General features: G+C 52.7%; 12 protein-coding genes and 1 tRNA gene. 8 read left to right on the top strand and 5 right to left on the bottom strand.

Annotation, left to right across the window (positions count from 1 at the left end; translation table 11 throughout):
* The first annotated feature begins 2 nt into the window (after nt 1-2).
* Nucleotides 3-977, top strand: a complete 975-nt coding sequence (locus DDT52_RS01400) for a Csu type fimbrial protein (protein WP_136154776.1) — start codon at nt 3-5, stop codon at nt 975-977.
* On the opposite strand, the gene fadJ is transcribed toward DDT52_RS01400, so the two are convergent.
* The 3 genes from fadJ to DDT52_RS01385 form a co-directional block, all read right to left on the bottom strand.
* Nucleotides 970-3,189: a fatty acid oxidation complex subunit alpha FadJ gene (gene fadJ / locus DDT52_RS01395; protein ID WP_136154775.1), complete on the bottom strand. Its 2,220-nt coding sequence runs from the start codon at nt 3,187-3,189 to the stop codon at nt 970-972. The two genes, DDT52_RS01400 and fadJ, sit on opposite strands and share 8 nt — an antisense overlap.
* Complete coding sequence (fadI, locus tag DDT52_RS01390) at nt 3,186-4,499, bottom strand: acetyl-CoA C-acyltransferase FadI (protein WP_136154774.1); 1,314 nt, start codon at nt 4,497-4,499, stop codon at nt 3,186-3,188. The genes fadJ and fadI overlap by 4 nt, the downstream gene beginning before the upstream one ends.
* A 242-nt stretch (nt 4,500-4,741) precedes the next feature.
* Complete coding sequence (locus DDT52_RS01385; RefSeq protein WP_136154773.1) at nt 4,742-5,038, bottom strand: YfcZ/YiiS family protein; 297 nt, start codon at nt 5,036-5,038, stop codon at nt 4,742-4,744.
* A gap of 392 nt (nt 5,039-5,430) precedes the next feature.
* Between DDT52_RS01385 and fadL the strand changes: the two genes are divergently transcribed.
* From fadL to DDT52_RS01365, 5 genes are all read left to right on the top strand, one after another.
* Nucleotides 5,431-6,732 carry a long-chain fatty acid transporter FadL gene (gene fadL / locus DDT52_RS01380; RefSeq protein ID WP_136154772.1) on the top strand — a complete coding sequence of 434 codons (1,302 nt, stop codon included), beginning with the start codon at nt 5,431-5,433 and terminating at the stop codon, nt 6,730-6,732.
* Nucleotides 6,733-7,110: 378 nt separating this feature from the next.
* A complete protein-coding gene (locus tag DDT52_RS20885; RefSeq protein WP_168709715.1) occupies nt 7,111-7,251 on the top strand; it encodes a hypothetical protein in 141 nt (46 codons plus the stop codon).
* Nucleotides 7,252-7,727: 476 nt separating this feature from the next.
* The gene (gene otsB, locus DDT52_RS01375; RefSeq protein WP_136154771.1) at nt 7,728-8,498 is read left to right on the top strand and encodes a trehalose-phosphatase; all 771 of its coding nucleotides are present in this window, start codon (nt 7,728-7,730) and stop codon (nt 8,496-8,498) included.
* A 19-nt stretch (nt 8,499-8,517) separates the two neighbouring features.
* Nucleotides 8,518-9,903: an alpha,alpha-trehalose-phosphate synthase gene (gene otsA, locus DDT52_RS01370; protein WP_136154770.1), complete on the top strand. Its 1,386-nt coding sequence runs from the start codon at nt 8,518-8,520 to the stop codon at nt 9,901-9,903.
* Nucleotides 9,904-10,237: 334 nt separating this feature from the next.
* On the top strand, nt 10,238-11,890 hold the full coding sequence (locus DDT52_RS01365) for an alpha,alpha-trehalase (RefSeq protein WP_136154769.1): 1,653 nt from the start codon (nt 10,238-10,240) through the stop codon (nt 11,888-11,890).
* A 60-nt stretch (nt 11,891-11,950) separates the two neighbouring features.
* Here the strand turns inward: DDT52_RS01365 and DDT52_RS01360 are convergent, their stop codons facing one another.
* Nucleotides 11,951-12,790 (bottom strand): YdcF family protein, encoded by an 840-nt coding sequence (locus DDT52_RS01360; RefSeq protein WP_247595454.1) that lies wholly within the window; start codon nt 12,788-12,790, stop codon nt 11,951-11,953.
* 292 nt (nt 12,791-13,082) lie between these two features.
* On the opposite strand from DDT52_RS01360, the gene DDT52_RS01355 reads away from it, so the two are divergent.
* The gene (locus DDT52_RS01355; RefSeq protein ID WP_109055587.1) at nt 13,083-13,286 is read left to right on the top strand and encodes an Hha/YmoA family nucleoid-associated regulatory protein; all 204 of its coding nucleotides are present in this window, start codon (nt 13,083-13,085) and stop codon (nt 13,284-13,286) included.
* A gap of 111 nt (nt 13,287-13,397) precedes the next feature.
* Here the strand turns inward: DDT52_RS01355 and mlaA are convergent, their stop codons facing one another.
* The gene (gene mlaA / locus DDT52_RS01350; protein ID WP_109055586.1) at nt 13,398-14,159 is read right to left on the bottom strand and encodes a phospholipid-binding lipoprotein MlaA; all 762 of its coding nucleotides are present in this window, start codon (nt 14,157-14,159) and stop codon (nt 13,398-13,400) included.
* Between the two features lie 479 nt (nt 14,160-14,638).
* Here mlaA and DDT52_RS01345 point away from each other — a divergent pair.
* Nucleotides 14,639-14,713 (top strand) — tRNA-Arg (locus tag DDT52_RS01345).
* Nucleotides 14,714-14,969 lie beyond the last annotated feature (256 nt).

The raw sequence follows: 14,969 nt of genomic DNA, 5'->3' as shown, positions 1-14,969 counted from the left end.
GCATGCAAAAAAAAGCGTGGTTACAGCGTCTGATACTTCTCTTCGGGTTGTTCGCGGCACACGACAGTTTTGCCGACTGTTCAGCCCCCTCCAGTTCGACTACGCTGGGGCCGTATGCGTCGTCGGTCGTCGGGCCAACCGAGAACGGGGGCGCACCGCAGATCGTTACCTCCGGCAGCGGATTCCAGTGCAGCGGTAGCCTATTAAGCATCGCCGGCACCAATACCATCACCGCCACTATCGCGGGTGACGCCAACCCCAGCGGCACCAGCATGCGGATGCGGCGCGGCGCCAGCAGCGATTATATTCCCTATAGTCTGTGCATGGATTCCGGCTGCGGCACGCTGTATAACATTGGGTCCAGCTATACCTGGAGTCAGACAACCTTTCTGGGAATATTAGGCCTGTTCAATTCCGCCGACGGCACCATGCCTATCTATATTCGTACCAGCGTGGGCAACAACGTCGCCGCTGGCACCTACACCGATGTGGTCACCATCAACTGGGATTACAACCTTTGCGCGATAGGGTTATTTGGCCTCTGTTTTCAGGACACCGGCTCAATCACCTCAACGCTGAGTATCACCATGAACATCACCAATGACTGTCAGATAACCAGCGCGCCGAACATCAGCTTTGGCGCAGCGGCGTTGCCGGCCGACTTTCCTGAAGTCACCAACAGTCTGGGCGTTCGTTGCACCAATCTGGGCGCGTATACCGTAAAGCTGACCAGCACGCATCCGGATGATGCCGACTGGCGCCGCATGACCGCCACGGCAGGCGATACGTCCTATTATCTGCAATATCAGCTCTACCGCACCGGCAACGTAGCCTGGACGGAAAACGACGACTATTCGGCAACGGGAACCGGGCTGGCGCAAACCATTCCTTACACCGCCCGGGTAAATGCCAGCCAGGCCAACAAACCGGAAGGGAGCTACGCCGATACGGTGACTGTCACCGTGACGATCAACTAACCCGGTCGGCATCCTCCTGCCCGGCTGCGGATTCGCCCGCGGCGTTATCGATCGTGGCCGGGTAGAACCGCTGCTGATTGTCCCGCATTGACAGCAAACGCTCACAGGGCGCGAAGCGCTCACCGTATTGTTGTTGCAACACCTGCAAGGTTTTCACCACCGTTTCCATACCAAGACGATCCATATAATGAAACGGTCCGCCCAGGAAAGGAGGGAAACCGATGCCAAAAACCGCCCCAATATCGCCGTCACGGGCGCACTGAATGACCTTTTCATCCAGACAACGCGCCGCTTCATTCAACATCATCATGACACAGCGCTGACTAATCAACGCGGGATCAATATGGGCTTTCGGCGTGACATCCAGCAGAGCGTAAATCGTGCTGTCCACTTCTCTTTTCGCAGGCCAGAAGCGACGTTTCTCGCTATACCGATAAAAACCTTTCGCATTTTTACGGCCTTTACGGCCATCCTTCAGGATGGCATCAAACGTCGGTGGCGATTTAAAGCGCTCACCCAGTTCCTCGCTCAATACCGGAACAATCTTGGTCGCGACATCAATACCAACCTCATCCAGCAAGGTCAGCGGGCCGACAGGAAAACCGAAACGCACCAGCGCATCATCAATGGACTCAACCGGCTCACCTTCCAGCAGGCAATAGGCCGCTTCGTTAATGTAGGGGGCCAGAATACGGTTAACATAAAACCCCGCGCGGTCAGCAACGACAATGGCCGTTTTACCCTGTTTTTTTGCCAGTGACACCGTCGTGGCGATCGTTTCCGCACTGGTTTGCGCATGGGGGATCACCTCAACCAGCGGCATTTTTTCCACCGGGCTAAAGTAATGTAAACCAATCACCTGCTGCGGACGATGGGCCTGCGCTGCAATCTGATGGATGGGCAATGACGACGTGTTAGAGGCAAAGACAGTATGCGGCGCCGCGTGCTGTTCGATCTCAGCAACCATTTTCTGCTTCAGGGACAACTCTTCAAACACCGCTTCAATGACGATATCGACGAATTCAAACCCCCGGTAATCGGTGCTGCCGGAAATCAACGTCATCACCCGCTGCCGCTCTGCCGGTTTCATCCGCTTACGCTGTACCCGTTTGGTGAGCAACTGCCAGCTATATTTCAGGGCATGGTTAATCCCCTGTTCGTTGATATCTTTAATCCGAACCGGCAACGCCCCGCGAACCGCGGTCACGCTGGCGATGCCGCCCCCCATCAGTCCGCCCCCCAGAATCCCCACCCGATGAAGCGGTCCGGCCCCGGCCGCAGAGCCAGATTCTTTTTTCAGGGACGTCGAAGCAAAAAACAGGTGGCGCAACGCGGCAGACTCTGGCGTCATCACCAGTTTGCCGAATGCTCTGGCTTCCTGGCGGTAACCTTCCTCAATCCCCTGTTCCATGCCGCGGCGAATCACCTGAATGATTCGATCGGCGGCCGGATAATTACCGTATGTTTTCGCTCGCGTTTTAGCTTTAACGATTTTAAACAGCACCCGCCGAACTCCGGGACTCCCCAACAGACGGGCGCGCCATCCCAGCGTTCGTACTTTTCGTTTTCCTTTTTTGATCAGTTCCGTCGCCGCTTGCAGCAAAATGCTGTAGGGCACCGCGTCGTCAACCAATCCCATGTTCAATGCCTGACGCGCGCCGATACGCCGCCCGGTCAGAATCATATCCAATGCCTTACCCACCCCGATCAGACGGGGCAGGCGTTGCGTACCACCGGAACCGGGCAACAAGCCCAGCTGTACCTCTGGCAGACCGAGCATGGTTTTATCATCCAGCGAGCACACCCGATGATCGCAGGCCAGCGCCAGTTCTAACCCGCCGCCCAGACAGGCGCCATGAATCGCAGCGACCACCGGGAAAGGGAATGATGAAAAGCGGGCAAAGATTTCCTGTCCCTGTCTGGCCAGACTTTCGGCCTGTCCGGCGCTGGTACATTTATCCAGCATGGCAATATCCGCCCCGGCAATAAACGAATCGGATTTGGCGGAAATCAGAATCAGCCCTCTGAGCGCCGCATGCTGCTGGGCTTGTTCAAAGACATGCGTGATCTGCCCGGCAAACTCACTCTTCAGCGTATTCACCTTTTCTCCCGGCACATCGATCGTGACGATACCGATGTTGTCCGGTCGAATAGTCAGAGAAAAAGCCGAGTTTTCCGCAGATGCAGCAGATAAAGATGGTTTGTCGATCATGGTGTCACCTCCAGAACCATGGCGGCGCCCAGTCCGCCCGCAGCACAGGCCGTGGTCAGTCCCAATCCGCCGCCACGTCGACGCAATTCATTCAATGTCTGGGTAATCATCCGGGCGCCGGTGGCCGCAAACGGATGCCCATAGGCAATAGAACCGCCAAGTACATTGAATTTCTCCATATCCACTTCGCCCAACGGCGAATGTCGTCCCAGCTTATTACGGGCAAACGCCTCGCTGGCAAACATCTTCAGGTTTGCCAGCGTCTGAGCAGCAAACGCCTCATGCATATCGATCAGCGTCAGATCGGCCAGCGTAATCCCTGCCCGCTCCAGCGCAATAGGAGAGGCATACGCCGGCCCCAGCAGCATATCCTGCCACACATCAATGGCGCTAAATGCGTAACTGCGCAGATACCCCAGCGGCGCGATCCCCAAACTTTTGGCTTTGGATTCACTCATCATCAAAATTGCGGCGGCCCCGTCAGTCAAAGGCGTACTGTTAGCGGCGGTTACGCTGCCATGCCGGCGATCGAAGGCGGGGCGTAGTCGTGCATAATGCTCTGGCGCCGAGTCGTGGCGAACATTGTTGTCTTCACGCAGCGCCTGCTGGTAGGGAGGAACATAGGCGGTCATGACCTCGTCAAACAGCTTCCCCTCTTCCCAGGCGCGGGCTGCCAGACGATGCGAGCGATGCGCCAGCGCATCCTGTTCCTCACGCGAAATACCATAGGTTTTCGCCATTTGCTCAGCGGTGTCGCCCATTCGCAATCCGGTGGAATACTCAGCGACGGAAGGCGCGACAGGCAGCAAATCTCCGGGACGCAATCGGGCCAACAGTTTGAGGCGCTGGCTCAACGTACGGGCTTTGCTCAAATCCAACAGCATTCTGGCAAATTTCTTGCTCACGCCAATTGGCAGCACCGAGGAAGAATCCGCTCCTCCGGCAATCCCCACGTCAATCGTTCCGACCATAATGCCCTCGGCAATATTGGCCACGGCCTGAAAACTGGTGGCGCAAGCGCGCGAGACGCTGTAAGCATCAGTATGGACGCTCATGCCCGTGCCCAGCACAATTTCTCTGGCAATATTGGGCGCCTCCGGCATTTGCACCACCTGGCCGAATACCAGTTGTTCCACCATTTCAGGATCCACTCCGGTACGTATGAGTAGTTCACTCACCACCATTTTCCCCAAATCCATCGCGGGCACGCCGTGATATGCCGTTGCCTGACGGGCAAATGGGGTACGTAACCCGTTAACAATCGCCACGCGATCGCCACGCCGGGTTGTCAGTGGTAACACCTCGTTCATAAACGCTCCTGTTCGACAGAGAAATTAAACATGCGCACAACAGGTCAGACCTGATCTCATTGTTAACCAGATAGTTACATTACGCAAACGGGTACAGCACAAAAATGTGACGATGGAGGGTACTCATTATTTTGGGGGGAGGCAGGCATGTTGCCGCAGAGCAGGGGGATAAAAACGCGGCCTCGATCTGGCGGCAACCGCGTCGATACGGATAACTGCCAGATCGGATTAAGCCAGGTAAATTAACGCAGGCCGAGCTGGAAAATCATGGTTTCAGCCTGGCAAGAGAAAGTGAAATCAATATCCAGCTTTACACCGCCCTCGACGGCCTCAATCTTGCTGTCGATCTGGCAAGGTTCGGATTCGACCGCGCGCGCTTTTTCGGTTAACAAGCTCAGCATGGATTCCGCCTCGGCACGTTCAGCAAAGACCTTGCTGTAAGACGCGGTACAGTCCGTGTTATCCATTACCGTGCCAACATCAACGCAGCAGCAGGCGGCAGTTTCCTCAGCACTACATTTGTTTATCGCGTTTGTCATCGTTCTTTCCTCATAGGGGCAATAACCCGCATAGCAGATTTGATCCAGTTCAAAAAACCTTCTCTTCCTGCTTATTTTACTCGTCGGGTCACGTCAGCACTAGAACTTACTGTTCACGGCGATATTTAGTGATATCTATCACATATCATTGTTAGAGCAGAGTAAAATTTGCGTAATCCCCCCTCAGTAAAATTAACCAAACTGTTAAGCGGATCTAATTTTCGTATCATTTTGGACATATTTATAATACATAACCGCAACATTCCCATATTCACAACTTATACTTTGCCCACTGGTCTGATTTGTCAGACCGAATGCGCCCCCTACAATGCGCGTCCCTTGTTACTCCGTGTAACAAAGTTAAATAACAAGCACATAAAGAGGTTTTGGTCATGAGCCAGAAAAACCTGTTAAAACAATCTGCAATAGCTGTTGCAGTGGCACTGGTTTCAGCAAACGCATCCGCCGCTGGTTTCCAGCTTAATGAATATTCATCATCGGGCCTGGGACGTGCGTTTTCAGGCGAAGGTGCCGTTGCTGACAACGCAACTTCAGGTAGCCGTAACCCTGCGACCATGACCATGTTCGATCGTCCCTCCTTTTCCGGCGGTGTGACTTATATCAACCCGGATATTGATATTCAGGGAAAAAATTCCCTGACCGGCCAGAATACCAGCGCCAAAAACATCGCGCCGCACGCTTGGGTACCCAACCTGCATTTTATTATGCCGCTGAATGAACAATGGGCGGTCGGGGCGTCCGCCGTGACCAATTACGGCCTGGCAACCGAGTTCAATGACAATTACGCCGCAGGCTCTATCGGGGGGAAAACCGATCTGGTCACCTCCAACATTAACCTGAGCGCCGCCTATCGTCTTAACCAGCACTTCAGCTTTGGCCTGGGTGTGAATGCGGTCTATGCCGATGCGAAAATTGAACGCAGAGCCGGTGAATTAGCGAACATCCCCGTCGCCGCTGGAGGGTTGCAGGGTGTTGTCGCCGGCCCATCCTCTCGTCTGGCGCATCTTGAAGGGGACGAGTGGGGTTTTGGCTGGAACGCCGGTATCCTGTATGAAGTCGATGAAAATCACCGTTTCGGCCTGACCTACCGCTCCAAGGTCGATATCGATTTCAACGGCGATTATAGCAACGATCTGCCAACGGCGGTGGGCGGCACCGGCGGTGCCACCATCCCCGGCAAGCTGACGCTGAATCTGCCGGAAATGTGGGAAGTCTCGGCTTATCACCGCGTCGCGCCCAAATGGGCTGTCCATTACAGCCTGGCCTACACCAGTTGGAGCCAGTTCCAGGAACTGCGCGCCACGGGCAGTAACGGGCAGACGCTGTTTCAGAAAGAAGAAGGCTTCCGTGATGCGTACCGTATCGCGCTCGGTACGACCTACTACCACGATGAAAACTGGACCTTCCGTGGCGGCATCGCGTTCGATGATAGCCCGGTGCCGGCCGATAAGCGTTCTATTTCCATTCCAGATCAGGATCGTTTCTGGTTGAGCGCAGGCACAACCTATGCTTTCAACAGAGACGCCTCTGTTGATGTCGGTGTTTCCTACATGCATGGTACAAAAGTCAATATCAGCGAACCTATCGCCGATAGCGCCGGTTCGCCACGTTATGAATTCAGTTCCAAGGGTAAAGCGTGGCTGTACGGCGTGAACTTTAACTACGCGTTCTAAGATCGTCCCATTCTCCGCGCAGGCAGATAAGTCAACCTTATCTGCCGCGTTTATTACCGCGGCCGGCCTTTGTCTGAGCATAAGCAGCAGAGGTAAAAAAAGCCTGCCGCCGTTCTTCAGTCAATGTTCTCATGCCCCCTCTTTGGGTTTACCAAGATTTCCGTACAACATCATCAATTCATTTAAAAACATAAATTATGTCATTGCATTTATGCCGAAAGGAATATTCTTAATTATTCATTCCTCTTGCGATGTCCGTTGATTTTCATTAACAAATCCATAAACTATACCATACAGTTTAGTTTTTAATGAATTCAATCACCGTTGCATCCCGTGTTCACCCAATAAAAAGGTCTGACAAAAAAGAAGGAAATGATTATGAAAAAGCTCATCGCCACCGTTTGCCTGCTTTCCGTTTTCTTGCTCAGTGGCTGCATTGTCCATAATACCCCGGACCGCCATCATAAGGATGATAAACGCTGGCATGAATCCCATCGTTCACACGACCGCTGGCATTAACTTCCTGGCACCGTGAAGGAATGAATTGCTTCACGGCTATTTTTCTCATCCGGCACAGACTGTATCTCTATGATAATGCTAAACACTTATCTAACCCGCTACCGGCATTATGAAGAGATGAAAGACGACCGGGAATGTCACCGGCGGTGATGAGAAAGGCCGGGAATCTGGACAAACATCCAGCAACGTCTACAATGAATTGCAATGATGTTCACAGTTATGTTGTGGTTATTGGGTTATATCTGTTCAGTTGTAGAACGTGCTATCAGCGATTTTATCCTGCCCATTAGCTGTATGTTCATGTTATTTCAGTTGCAGCGTATCCCCTCTTCACCGTGACATCAGACACTCCTCGCGCGATTGCGATTCTGGAACTTCACTTGACGCGCCCGCAGTGGCTCCGCGACGACAGGTCGCGTAACACCATAGCGTGTGACGCAGTGCAGTACGAACACTATGCAGACAGGAGAACCCGTTTGATCACCATTGCAACAGACAACACGACAGACACGGAGCCCCTCCCCGAACTCGATGGCAGGCGATACGCCTTCTTTTTCGATGTCGACGGCACACTGGCGGAAATTCGGCCGGAGCCGGACGCCGTTACCATTCCTTCCGCCGTCCGCGCCAACTTGCAGGCGCTATCAACGGCATGTCACGGCGCGCTGGCGCTGGTATCGGGCCGCCCTATCGAACAACTTGATAAACTGACCGCGCCGCTCAAGCTGCCGCTGGCTGGCGTACACGGCGCTGAGCGGCGCGACGGCGAAGGTAACGTGCATCGCGTCACGCTGCCGGCGGAAGTGGCGGTTCCTCTGCGGCAGATGCTGGAGCAAGGTATGACCGCCATGCCATGCACCTTGCTGGAAGCCAAAGGCATGGCCTTCGCTCTGCACTATCGCCAGGCGATGCCGTATCAGCCGCAGATACTGAAGCTGGCGGAATCCGCCGTGGCGCAGTTTCCTCAACTGACGCTACAGCCCGGCAAGTGCGTGGTAGAGGTAAAACCGCGAGGAACGGATAAAGGCGCGGCGATCGGCGCCTTCATGCGGGAAGCGCCTTTCAGCGGGCGCATTCCGGTTTTTGTTGGAGACGACCTGACGGATGAGCAAGGATTTCTGGCTGTGAACGCCATGCAAGGCATTTCCGTTAAGGTTGGAGACGGTTCAGGCCACGCCCGCTACCGCCTCAGGCAGGTAGCGGACGTTTATCGCTGGCTTGAACAATTACTATTACAACTAAAGTAAGATTACGGGAGTTAAGGTTATGAGTCGTCTGGTTGTCGTATCTAACCGTATCGCTATTCCCGATAAATCGAAGTCTAGCGCAGGCGGATTGGCCGTAGGTATTCTGGATGCATTGAAAACCACCGGTGGATTGTGGTTTGGCTGGAGCGGAGAGATAAGTGAAATATCAGGTGAAGATGAGGATGATCTGAATCTGCTGGAAAATGACGGCATCACTTATGCCTCCGTTCCGCTCAATCAAAACGATTACGATCTTTATTACTGTCAGTTTTCCAATGCCGTCATCTGGCCTGCGTTTCATTATCGAATCGATCTGGTGCAGTTTCAGCGCGAAGCCTGGGAAGGCTATCGTCGGGTCAATGAACTGCTGGCAAAACGCTTGCAGCCGTTGATCAAACCGGACGATATTCTGTGGATCCATGACTATCATTTACTGCCGTTTGCCGCCGCGCTGCGCAAATTAGGCGTGAATAACCGCATCGGATTCTTCCTGCATATCCCCTTCCCTACGCCGGAAATTTTCAATGCGCTGCCCACCCGTGAAGATCTGCTGAAAATGATGTGCGAATACGATTTGCTCGGGTTCCAAACGGAAAACGACCGGATGGCGTTTCTCGACAACCTCGGGCAACTAACCGCGCTACAGCCGATCGGGGCAAAAACCCATCGCGCTTTCGGCCATACTTTCATGACGGAAGTTTATCCGATAGGCATCGCGCCGGACAGTATTCAGGAAATGGCGGAAGGTCCGCTGCCGCCCAAAATAGCCGCCATGAAACGCGAACTGAGCGATGCGCAGAATATTATTTCCTGCGAGCGGCTGGATTATACCAAAGGTCTGCCGGAACGTTTTCTGGCGTATGAAGCCCTGCTGGAGAACTACCCGCAGCATCGCGGCAAGGTTCGCTATTCGCAAATCGCCCCCACCTCGCGCGGGGATGTGCAGGCTTATCAGGATATCCGCCATCAGTTGGAGATGGAAGTCGGACGGATTAACGGCAAATACGGAACATTGAACAGCACGCCGCTCTACTATCTCAACCAGCATTTCGACCGCCGGCTGCTGATGAAAATATTTCGTCTGACGGATGTCGGCCTGGTCACGCCGCTGCGCGATGGCATGAACCTGGTGGCGAAAGAGTATGTGGCGGCGCAGGATCCTGACGATCCCGGCGTACTGGTGCTGTCACGATTCGCCGGCGCGGCCAATGAGCTGACCGCCGCGCTTATCGTCAACCCTTACGATCGGGATGACGTGGCGGCGGCGCTGGATCAAGCGCTGACCATGCCGCGAGCCGAGCGTATTTCCCGCTACAACGACATGATGGCGCTACTGCGCAAAAATGATGTCACGCACTGGTGCGACAGTTACCTGAAAGACCTGCTGGCCATCCAGGCCACATAGCGCCGTCGCCAAAGCGACGCATCTATAACGCCGTCTCAGTCTTCAGGCGGCGGCATCATCCTCTTTTAATCGGCCCCGTCAACCGGGGCGCTATTCATAAAACGTTGCAAATGAAATGCGCCAAATTACGGTTTGGCGCATTATGCGGATTTGTTATTTTTATTAATATAAATAATGAGTTATATAATCTCTTCGTTTTTTGTGCTAGATGAAAATGTGATGGATAGCACGTTTTTTACTGTAAGTGATGAAGCGAATGTCTACACTTAATAGAGAGAAATCAACCTGGATCACATCCCGTATTTTTACGACGCAATGCTGAGGTTTGTAGCACATGTTAAATTCGAAATTACACGTTGCTGAATCAGTGAAGTTTGACATCGATAAAAATCGCCAATACGAGCTTGACCCCCTCGAATTAACACCGGATATCATGCCAGAAGCGGAGCCGGAGCCGGAAATGATCGAAGGGCTGCCGCCTTCTGATGCATTAACGCCCGCCGATCGCTATCTGGAATTGTTTGAACGCGTCCAGTCTTCGCGTATTTTTGACGACAGTAAAACGTTCCCCGACTGTGCGCCAAAAATTGATCCGCTGGATATTCTCATTCGCTACCGGCGAGTGAAAAATAAACCCGGTTTTGACCTGAAGCAGTTTATTGAAGAACATTTCTGGCTGCCGGAAAACGATAACCACGATTACGTCTCCAATCCGCAGAGCTCCCTCAAAGAGCATATCGATAATCTATGGGGCGTGTTGACGCGTGAGCCTCAGGATCACATTCCGTGGTCGTCGCTGTTGGCGCTGCCGCAGGCCTATATTGTGCCGGGCGGACGCTTCAGCGAAACCTACTATTGGGACTCCTACTTCACCATGCTGGGGTTGGCGGAAAGCGGACGCAACGATCTGCTGCGCTGTATGGCGGATAATTTCGCCTGGATGATTGAAACCTACGGGCACATTCCCAATGGCAATCGCACTTATTATCTCAGCCGTTCGCAGCCGCCGGTATTCGCACTGATGGTGGAACTGTTTGAAGAAGACGGCGTGCGCGGCGCCCGGCGTTATCTGGATCATTTGTTGCTAGAGTATGCTTTCTGGATGGACGGCGCCGAATCGCTGTCGCTTAATCAGGCCTATCGCCACGTGGTGCGGATGCCGGACGGTACGCTGTTAAACCGCTACTGGGATGACAGGGATACTCCGCGCGATGAGTCCTGGCTGGAAGATGTGGAAACCGCAAAACACTCCACCCGCCCGGCCAATGAGGTTTACCGGGATCTGCGGGCCGGCGCCGCTTCAGGGTGGGACTATTCATCACGCTGGCTGCGTGATGTGCATCGCCTCGCCAGTATTCGCACCACACAGTTTATCCCGGTGGATCTCAACGCGTTTCTTTACAAGCTGGAGAGCGCCATCGCCAATATTTCTGTGTTAAAAGGCGATAAAGAAACAGAGACGCTATTTCGCCAAAAGGCGGAAGACCGGCGCGCGGCCGTTACCCGCTATTTGTGGGATGAAGAGGAAGGCTGTTTTCGTGATTATGACTGGCATCGCCAGCGGATGGCGCTCTTTTCCGCCGCCAGCATCGTACCGCTCTATGTGGGACTCGCCACCCACGAACAGGCCGACAGGCTGGCGGAAGCGGTGCGCGCACGCCTGCTGACGCCGGGAGGACTGATGACCACCGAGTATGAAAGCGGCGAACAATGGGATAAACCCAACGGCTGGGCGCCGCTGCAATGGATGGCCATTCAAGGCTTTAAAATGTACGGTCATGATGTGCTTGGCGATGAAATCGCCCGCAACTGGCTGACAACGGTGAATCATTTTTATCGGCAGCATCATAAGCTGATTGAAAAATACCATATCGCCGGCGGTACGCCGCGCGAAGGCAGAGGGGGCGAATATCCGCTTCAGGATGGTTTTGGCTGGACGAACGGCGTGGTGCGCAGGCTGATTGGTCTTTACGGAGAGAATTTCTAAAGCCAACACACATGCAACTTGAAGTATGCCGGGTATAGCGCGTTTCGCCGATGAACAGTCTTATTGTGTATTGCTGACGCGTTCGCGCCATCCGCTTTCTAACAGCAACGGATGCTGCATTATAGACTGCCAGGCGTCTTCAATCGGTTTGGGTATATCGACATGGCAAAGATAATTTTTTCCCTTTGGTCCATATCCCTGCGCATCATCCCGCAGGCGTGGTATCTCTCCCAACAATAAGGAGATAAAACGATCGACCTCCCAGAGACCGTAATTAATATCGCCAGAGAAACGCACGCCATCTGCTGTATTCACCAGACTGGGAATATACGTCGGCCAGTTAAAAAACTCTGGTCTATTAGCTGAATCCGACCACGTATGACAAAAGGTGGCGTAAGCCCGGCGCTGCAACAAGGGATCTTGAATAAGAATAATATTCCTCGGTTCAAGGGATATTTTTTCAAGCAAATCACGCGTGAACCTGGCATTTTCCCCCGTATTACGCGACGCATTTTCCATTAAGATCTGTTCGTCCGGCAAATCCCAGAACCGGGTGGCGATATCATGAAAAAGCTGGGCTTCCGAACGCATATCAGAGGTATCGATCTCTCGATACCGAGGATGTTTTTCAATAGCTGCGGCAAGTAACGCGGTGGAGTGACCGATGCCGCCGGAAATAATCAAAGGAATACCGTAAGCCTGCGCCAGCGAGCAAGCGCCATCGATTGTTGTTAATACTGCATTACCGGTCAAAATAATGGCATCGGGGGTCAATTCGTCCCGGCGAGAAGAAAAATCATCGATGGCAAGCCAGGAAGCAACGACATTCACGGCGGCAATAACGTCGGCAGGCATTGGCGGCAATGTCGGTACGGCTGAACCCTCGGTATTCATAGTCATGATCCCCAAAACCTTTGCTATTTTTAGCTAACATGAGCATAAAGAGGCCGGATATATACAGAAGCAGTTTATTCCAGCCAATCCCAATTGGCTATTATCCAGCGTATATTTTAGCCGGTGGAGAAAGCCTTCCTCCACATACCGCCGCTATATCGCACAGTCCCCGAATAACACGCCGCCGGACACCCTTTTATTTACAGTCAGTACATCGAGCACGAAAACCAAACAAATTGTCCACTTGAAAAAACGCAAACCGCCAATATATGTAGAAAAAAATAGAAGGACAAAAGAGATGACGAAACTTGAATATTTAATGAAATTTCGGCGGTGCAGTAATCTGGATACGCTGGAACGCGTGTATGAACATATGCAAGAGAAGGTTCCCGTAACTGAGCAAAGCGAATTTGAAAGCGCCTGCGATCACCGGCGTGCGGAAATCATTCATCATCGGTTGTGGGACCGGGTTCCCGCCACCGCCTGGAAAAATGTTGTTTGATGCAACGCGGGGACAACGCCACATTATCCATACGCCCAGCTTAGCGGGTGTTTTATAAAAGCGAAAGGCACCCAAAGGTGCCTCGTTAAGAAGGGAAATAAGCGGTTAACGCTATTCGCCGGCGTCAATTTCGTCGAGCGAATCCTGGATCGCCGCCGCATTCGGATTAACCTGCGGAGTAATCTGTCCATCGCTGGCCAGGAAATCATGCCGCTGGAAGTACGCTTCACGAATCATCAGGTACGGATCGGAGGAATTACGCAGCAGCGCATCAGAATCCAGCAATTGAGCCCGGGTTTCCAGTCCTTCCAACGCCCACTTGCCTGCGGACATCCAGAACGTCAGGTAGCTCATTACCGGATACAGCGTATCCACTACGCCACCGCCATCTTCACGCAGCGTCGCGCTGCCATAGCCCGGTAGCACGACATAAGGCCCGTAACCCATACCGTAGTTGCCCAATGTGCTGCCAAACCGACGAGGCTCTTCTTTTGCCAGTTTGGGATTAGCCATAGATGCGACATCAATCAACCCTCCCATGCCCAGCAAGGTATTCAGGAAGAAACGGTTAAAATGGATCATCGCTTTATACGGCTTACCCTCAACAAAATAGTTCACCATAGAGGCCGGTTCTTCCAGGTTACTGAAAAAGTTGTTCAAACCGTTACGCGCCGGTGTGGGCACATAGTCGCGCCAGGCGACAGCCGCTGGCCGTACCACATAGGGATCCAACACATCATAGTTAAAACTAAACATGGTACGGTTAAAGCCTTCAAGCGGATCCGAACGTCCTTCTTGAGACCGATCACCGGAACTGGCGCAGCCGACAAGTAATACGCTGGCAAACGCCACCCCGCTCAGGCGGTAATTCATATTTGTTCTCCCTGATTATATTGCGTTATGCCCCGCGGCTGAGAATAGGCATTCCCAGTGCCTGTCCGCCCAACAGGATGGCAAGCCAGAGCGCTATAATTTCAACAGTGTAACATTTTATGGTTTCTCTTCTAGTTTGGCTTATGTGTTCCTGTTTTTTCAGACTATTGCCTGATTATTCTCAGTGCAGAAGGGGTTGATGAAAACGACCGGATAACAGACGAATGACTGACATCAGCAGCTTTACGAGCATAGCATAGGACCGGGAAAAACAGATGACGTGGCAGACGTTACTACCTGTTTTGAAAGCCGCTACGCCAACAAGATAAGAGGAAATCGCGGGAGCGTCATAAATCAGTCACGGCGAAAAACACGACAGACAGAAGAGAGAAAAGAGGCCGATTGCTGACAGTTTAAGCAAACGCACGGTATAAGTGCTTATTCTCAGAACGAAAATGAGTATAATAGCCCCGCTTCTCGTCCCCGTAGTTAAATGGATATAACGAGCCCCTCCTAAGGGCTAGTTGTAGGTTCGATTCCTGCCGGGGACGCCAGAACTCCGTCTACGAACATCCATCAAAATCCATCTTTATCTCTGATAATCAGATAGTTAAACCATACGTCACATCTACTACCTGCTACGATATTGTACCAACATCCACGTATCTTTGTTGGTACAACTGTTGGTAGGTAAGTTCGATATTGCTTGTACCATCACAGTGTCGGCACTCACTGAGGTGAGGTAAAGGTCAAAACGTAAAACCCACAGACAAGCCATTTATCCCCGTTGTGGGACTGTTAGCTGACGGT

It is taken from the genome of Brenneria roseae subsp. roseae, assembly GCF_003115845.1.
GTDB lineage: Bacteria > Pseudomonadota > Gammaproteobacteria > Enterobacterales > Enterobacteriaceae > Brenneria > Brenneria roseae.
This window is presented reverse-complemented; position numbering and strand designations above follow the sequence as displayed.

Excerpts from the sequence above, each read along its gene's own strand:
- DDT52_RS01400 (WP_136154776.1), top strand. The coding sequence starts at position 3 with ATGCAAAAAAAAGCGTGGTTACAGCGTCTGATACTTCTCTTCGGGTTG.
- fadJ (WP_136154775.1), bottom strand. The coding sequence starts at position 3,189 with ATGATCGACAAACCATCTTTATCTGCTGCATCTGCGGAAAACTCGGCT.
- fadI (WP_136154774.1), bottom strand. The coding sequence starts at position 4,499 with ATGAACGAGGTGTTACCACTGACAACCCGGCGTGGCGATCGCGTGGCG.
- DDT52_RS01385 (WP_136154773.1), bottom strand. The coding sequence starts at position 5,038 with ATGACAAACGCGATAAACAAATGTAGTGCTGAGGAAACTGCCGCCTGC.
- fadL (WP_136154772.1), top strand. The coding sequence starts at position 5,431 with ATGAGCCAGAAAAACCTGTTAAAACAATCTGCAATAGCTGTTGCAGTG.
- DDT52_RS20885 (WP_168709715.1), top strand. The coding sequence starts at position 7,111 with ATGAAAAAGCTCATCGCCACCGTTTGCCTGCTTTCCGTTTTCTTGCTC.
- otsA (WP_136154770.1), top strand. The coding sequence starts at position 8,518 with ATGAGTCGTCTGGTTGTCGTATCTAACCGTATCGCTATTCCCGATAAA.
- DDT52_RS01365 (WP_136154769.1), top strand. The coding sequence starts at position 10,238 with ATGTTAAATTCGAAATTACACGTTGCTGAATCAGTGAAGTTTGACATC.
- DDT52_RS01360 (WP_247595454.1), bottom strand. The coding sequence starts at position 12,790 with ATGACTATGAATACCGAGGGTTCAGCCGTACCGACATTGCCGCCAATG.
- DDT52_RS01355 (WP_109055587.1), top strand. The coding sequence starts at position 13,083 with ATGACGAAACTTGAATATTTAATGAAATTTCGGCGGTGCAGTAATCTG.
- mlaA (WP_109055586.1), bottom strand. The coding sequence starts at position 14,159 with ATGAATTACCGCCTGAGCGGGGTGGCGTTTGCCAGCGTATTACTTGTC.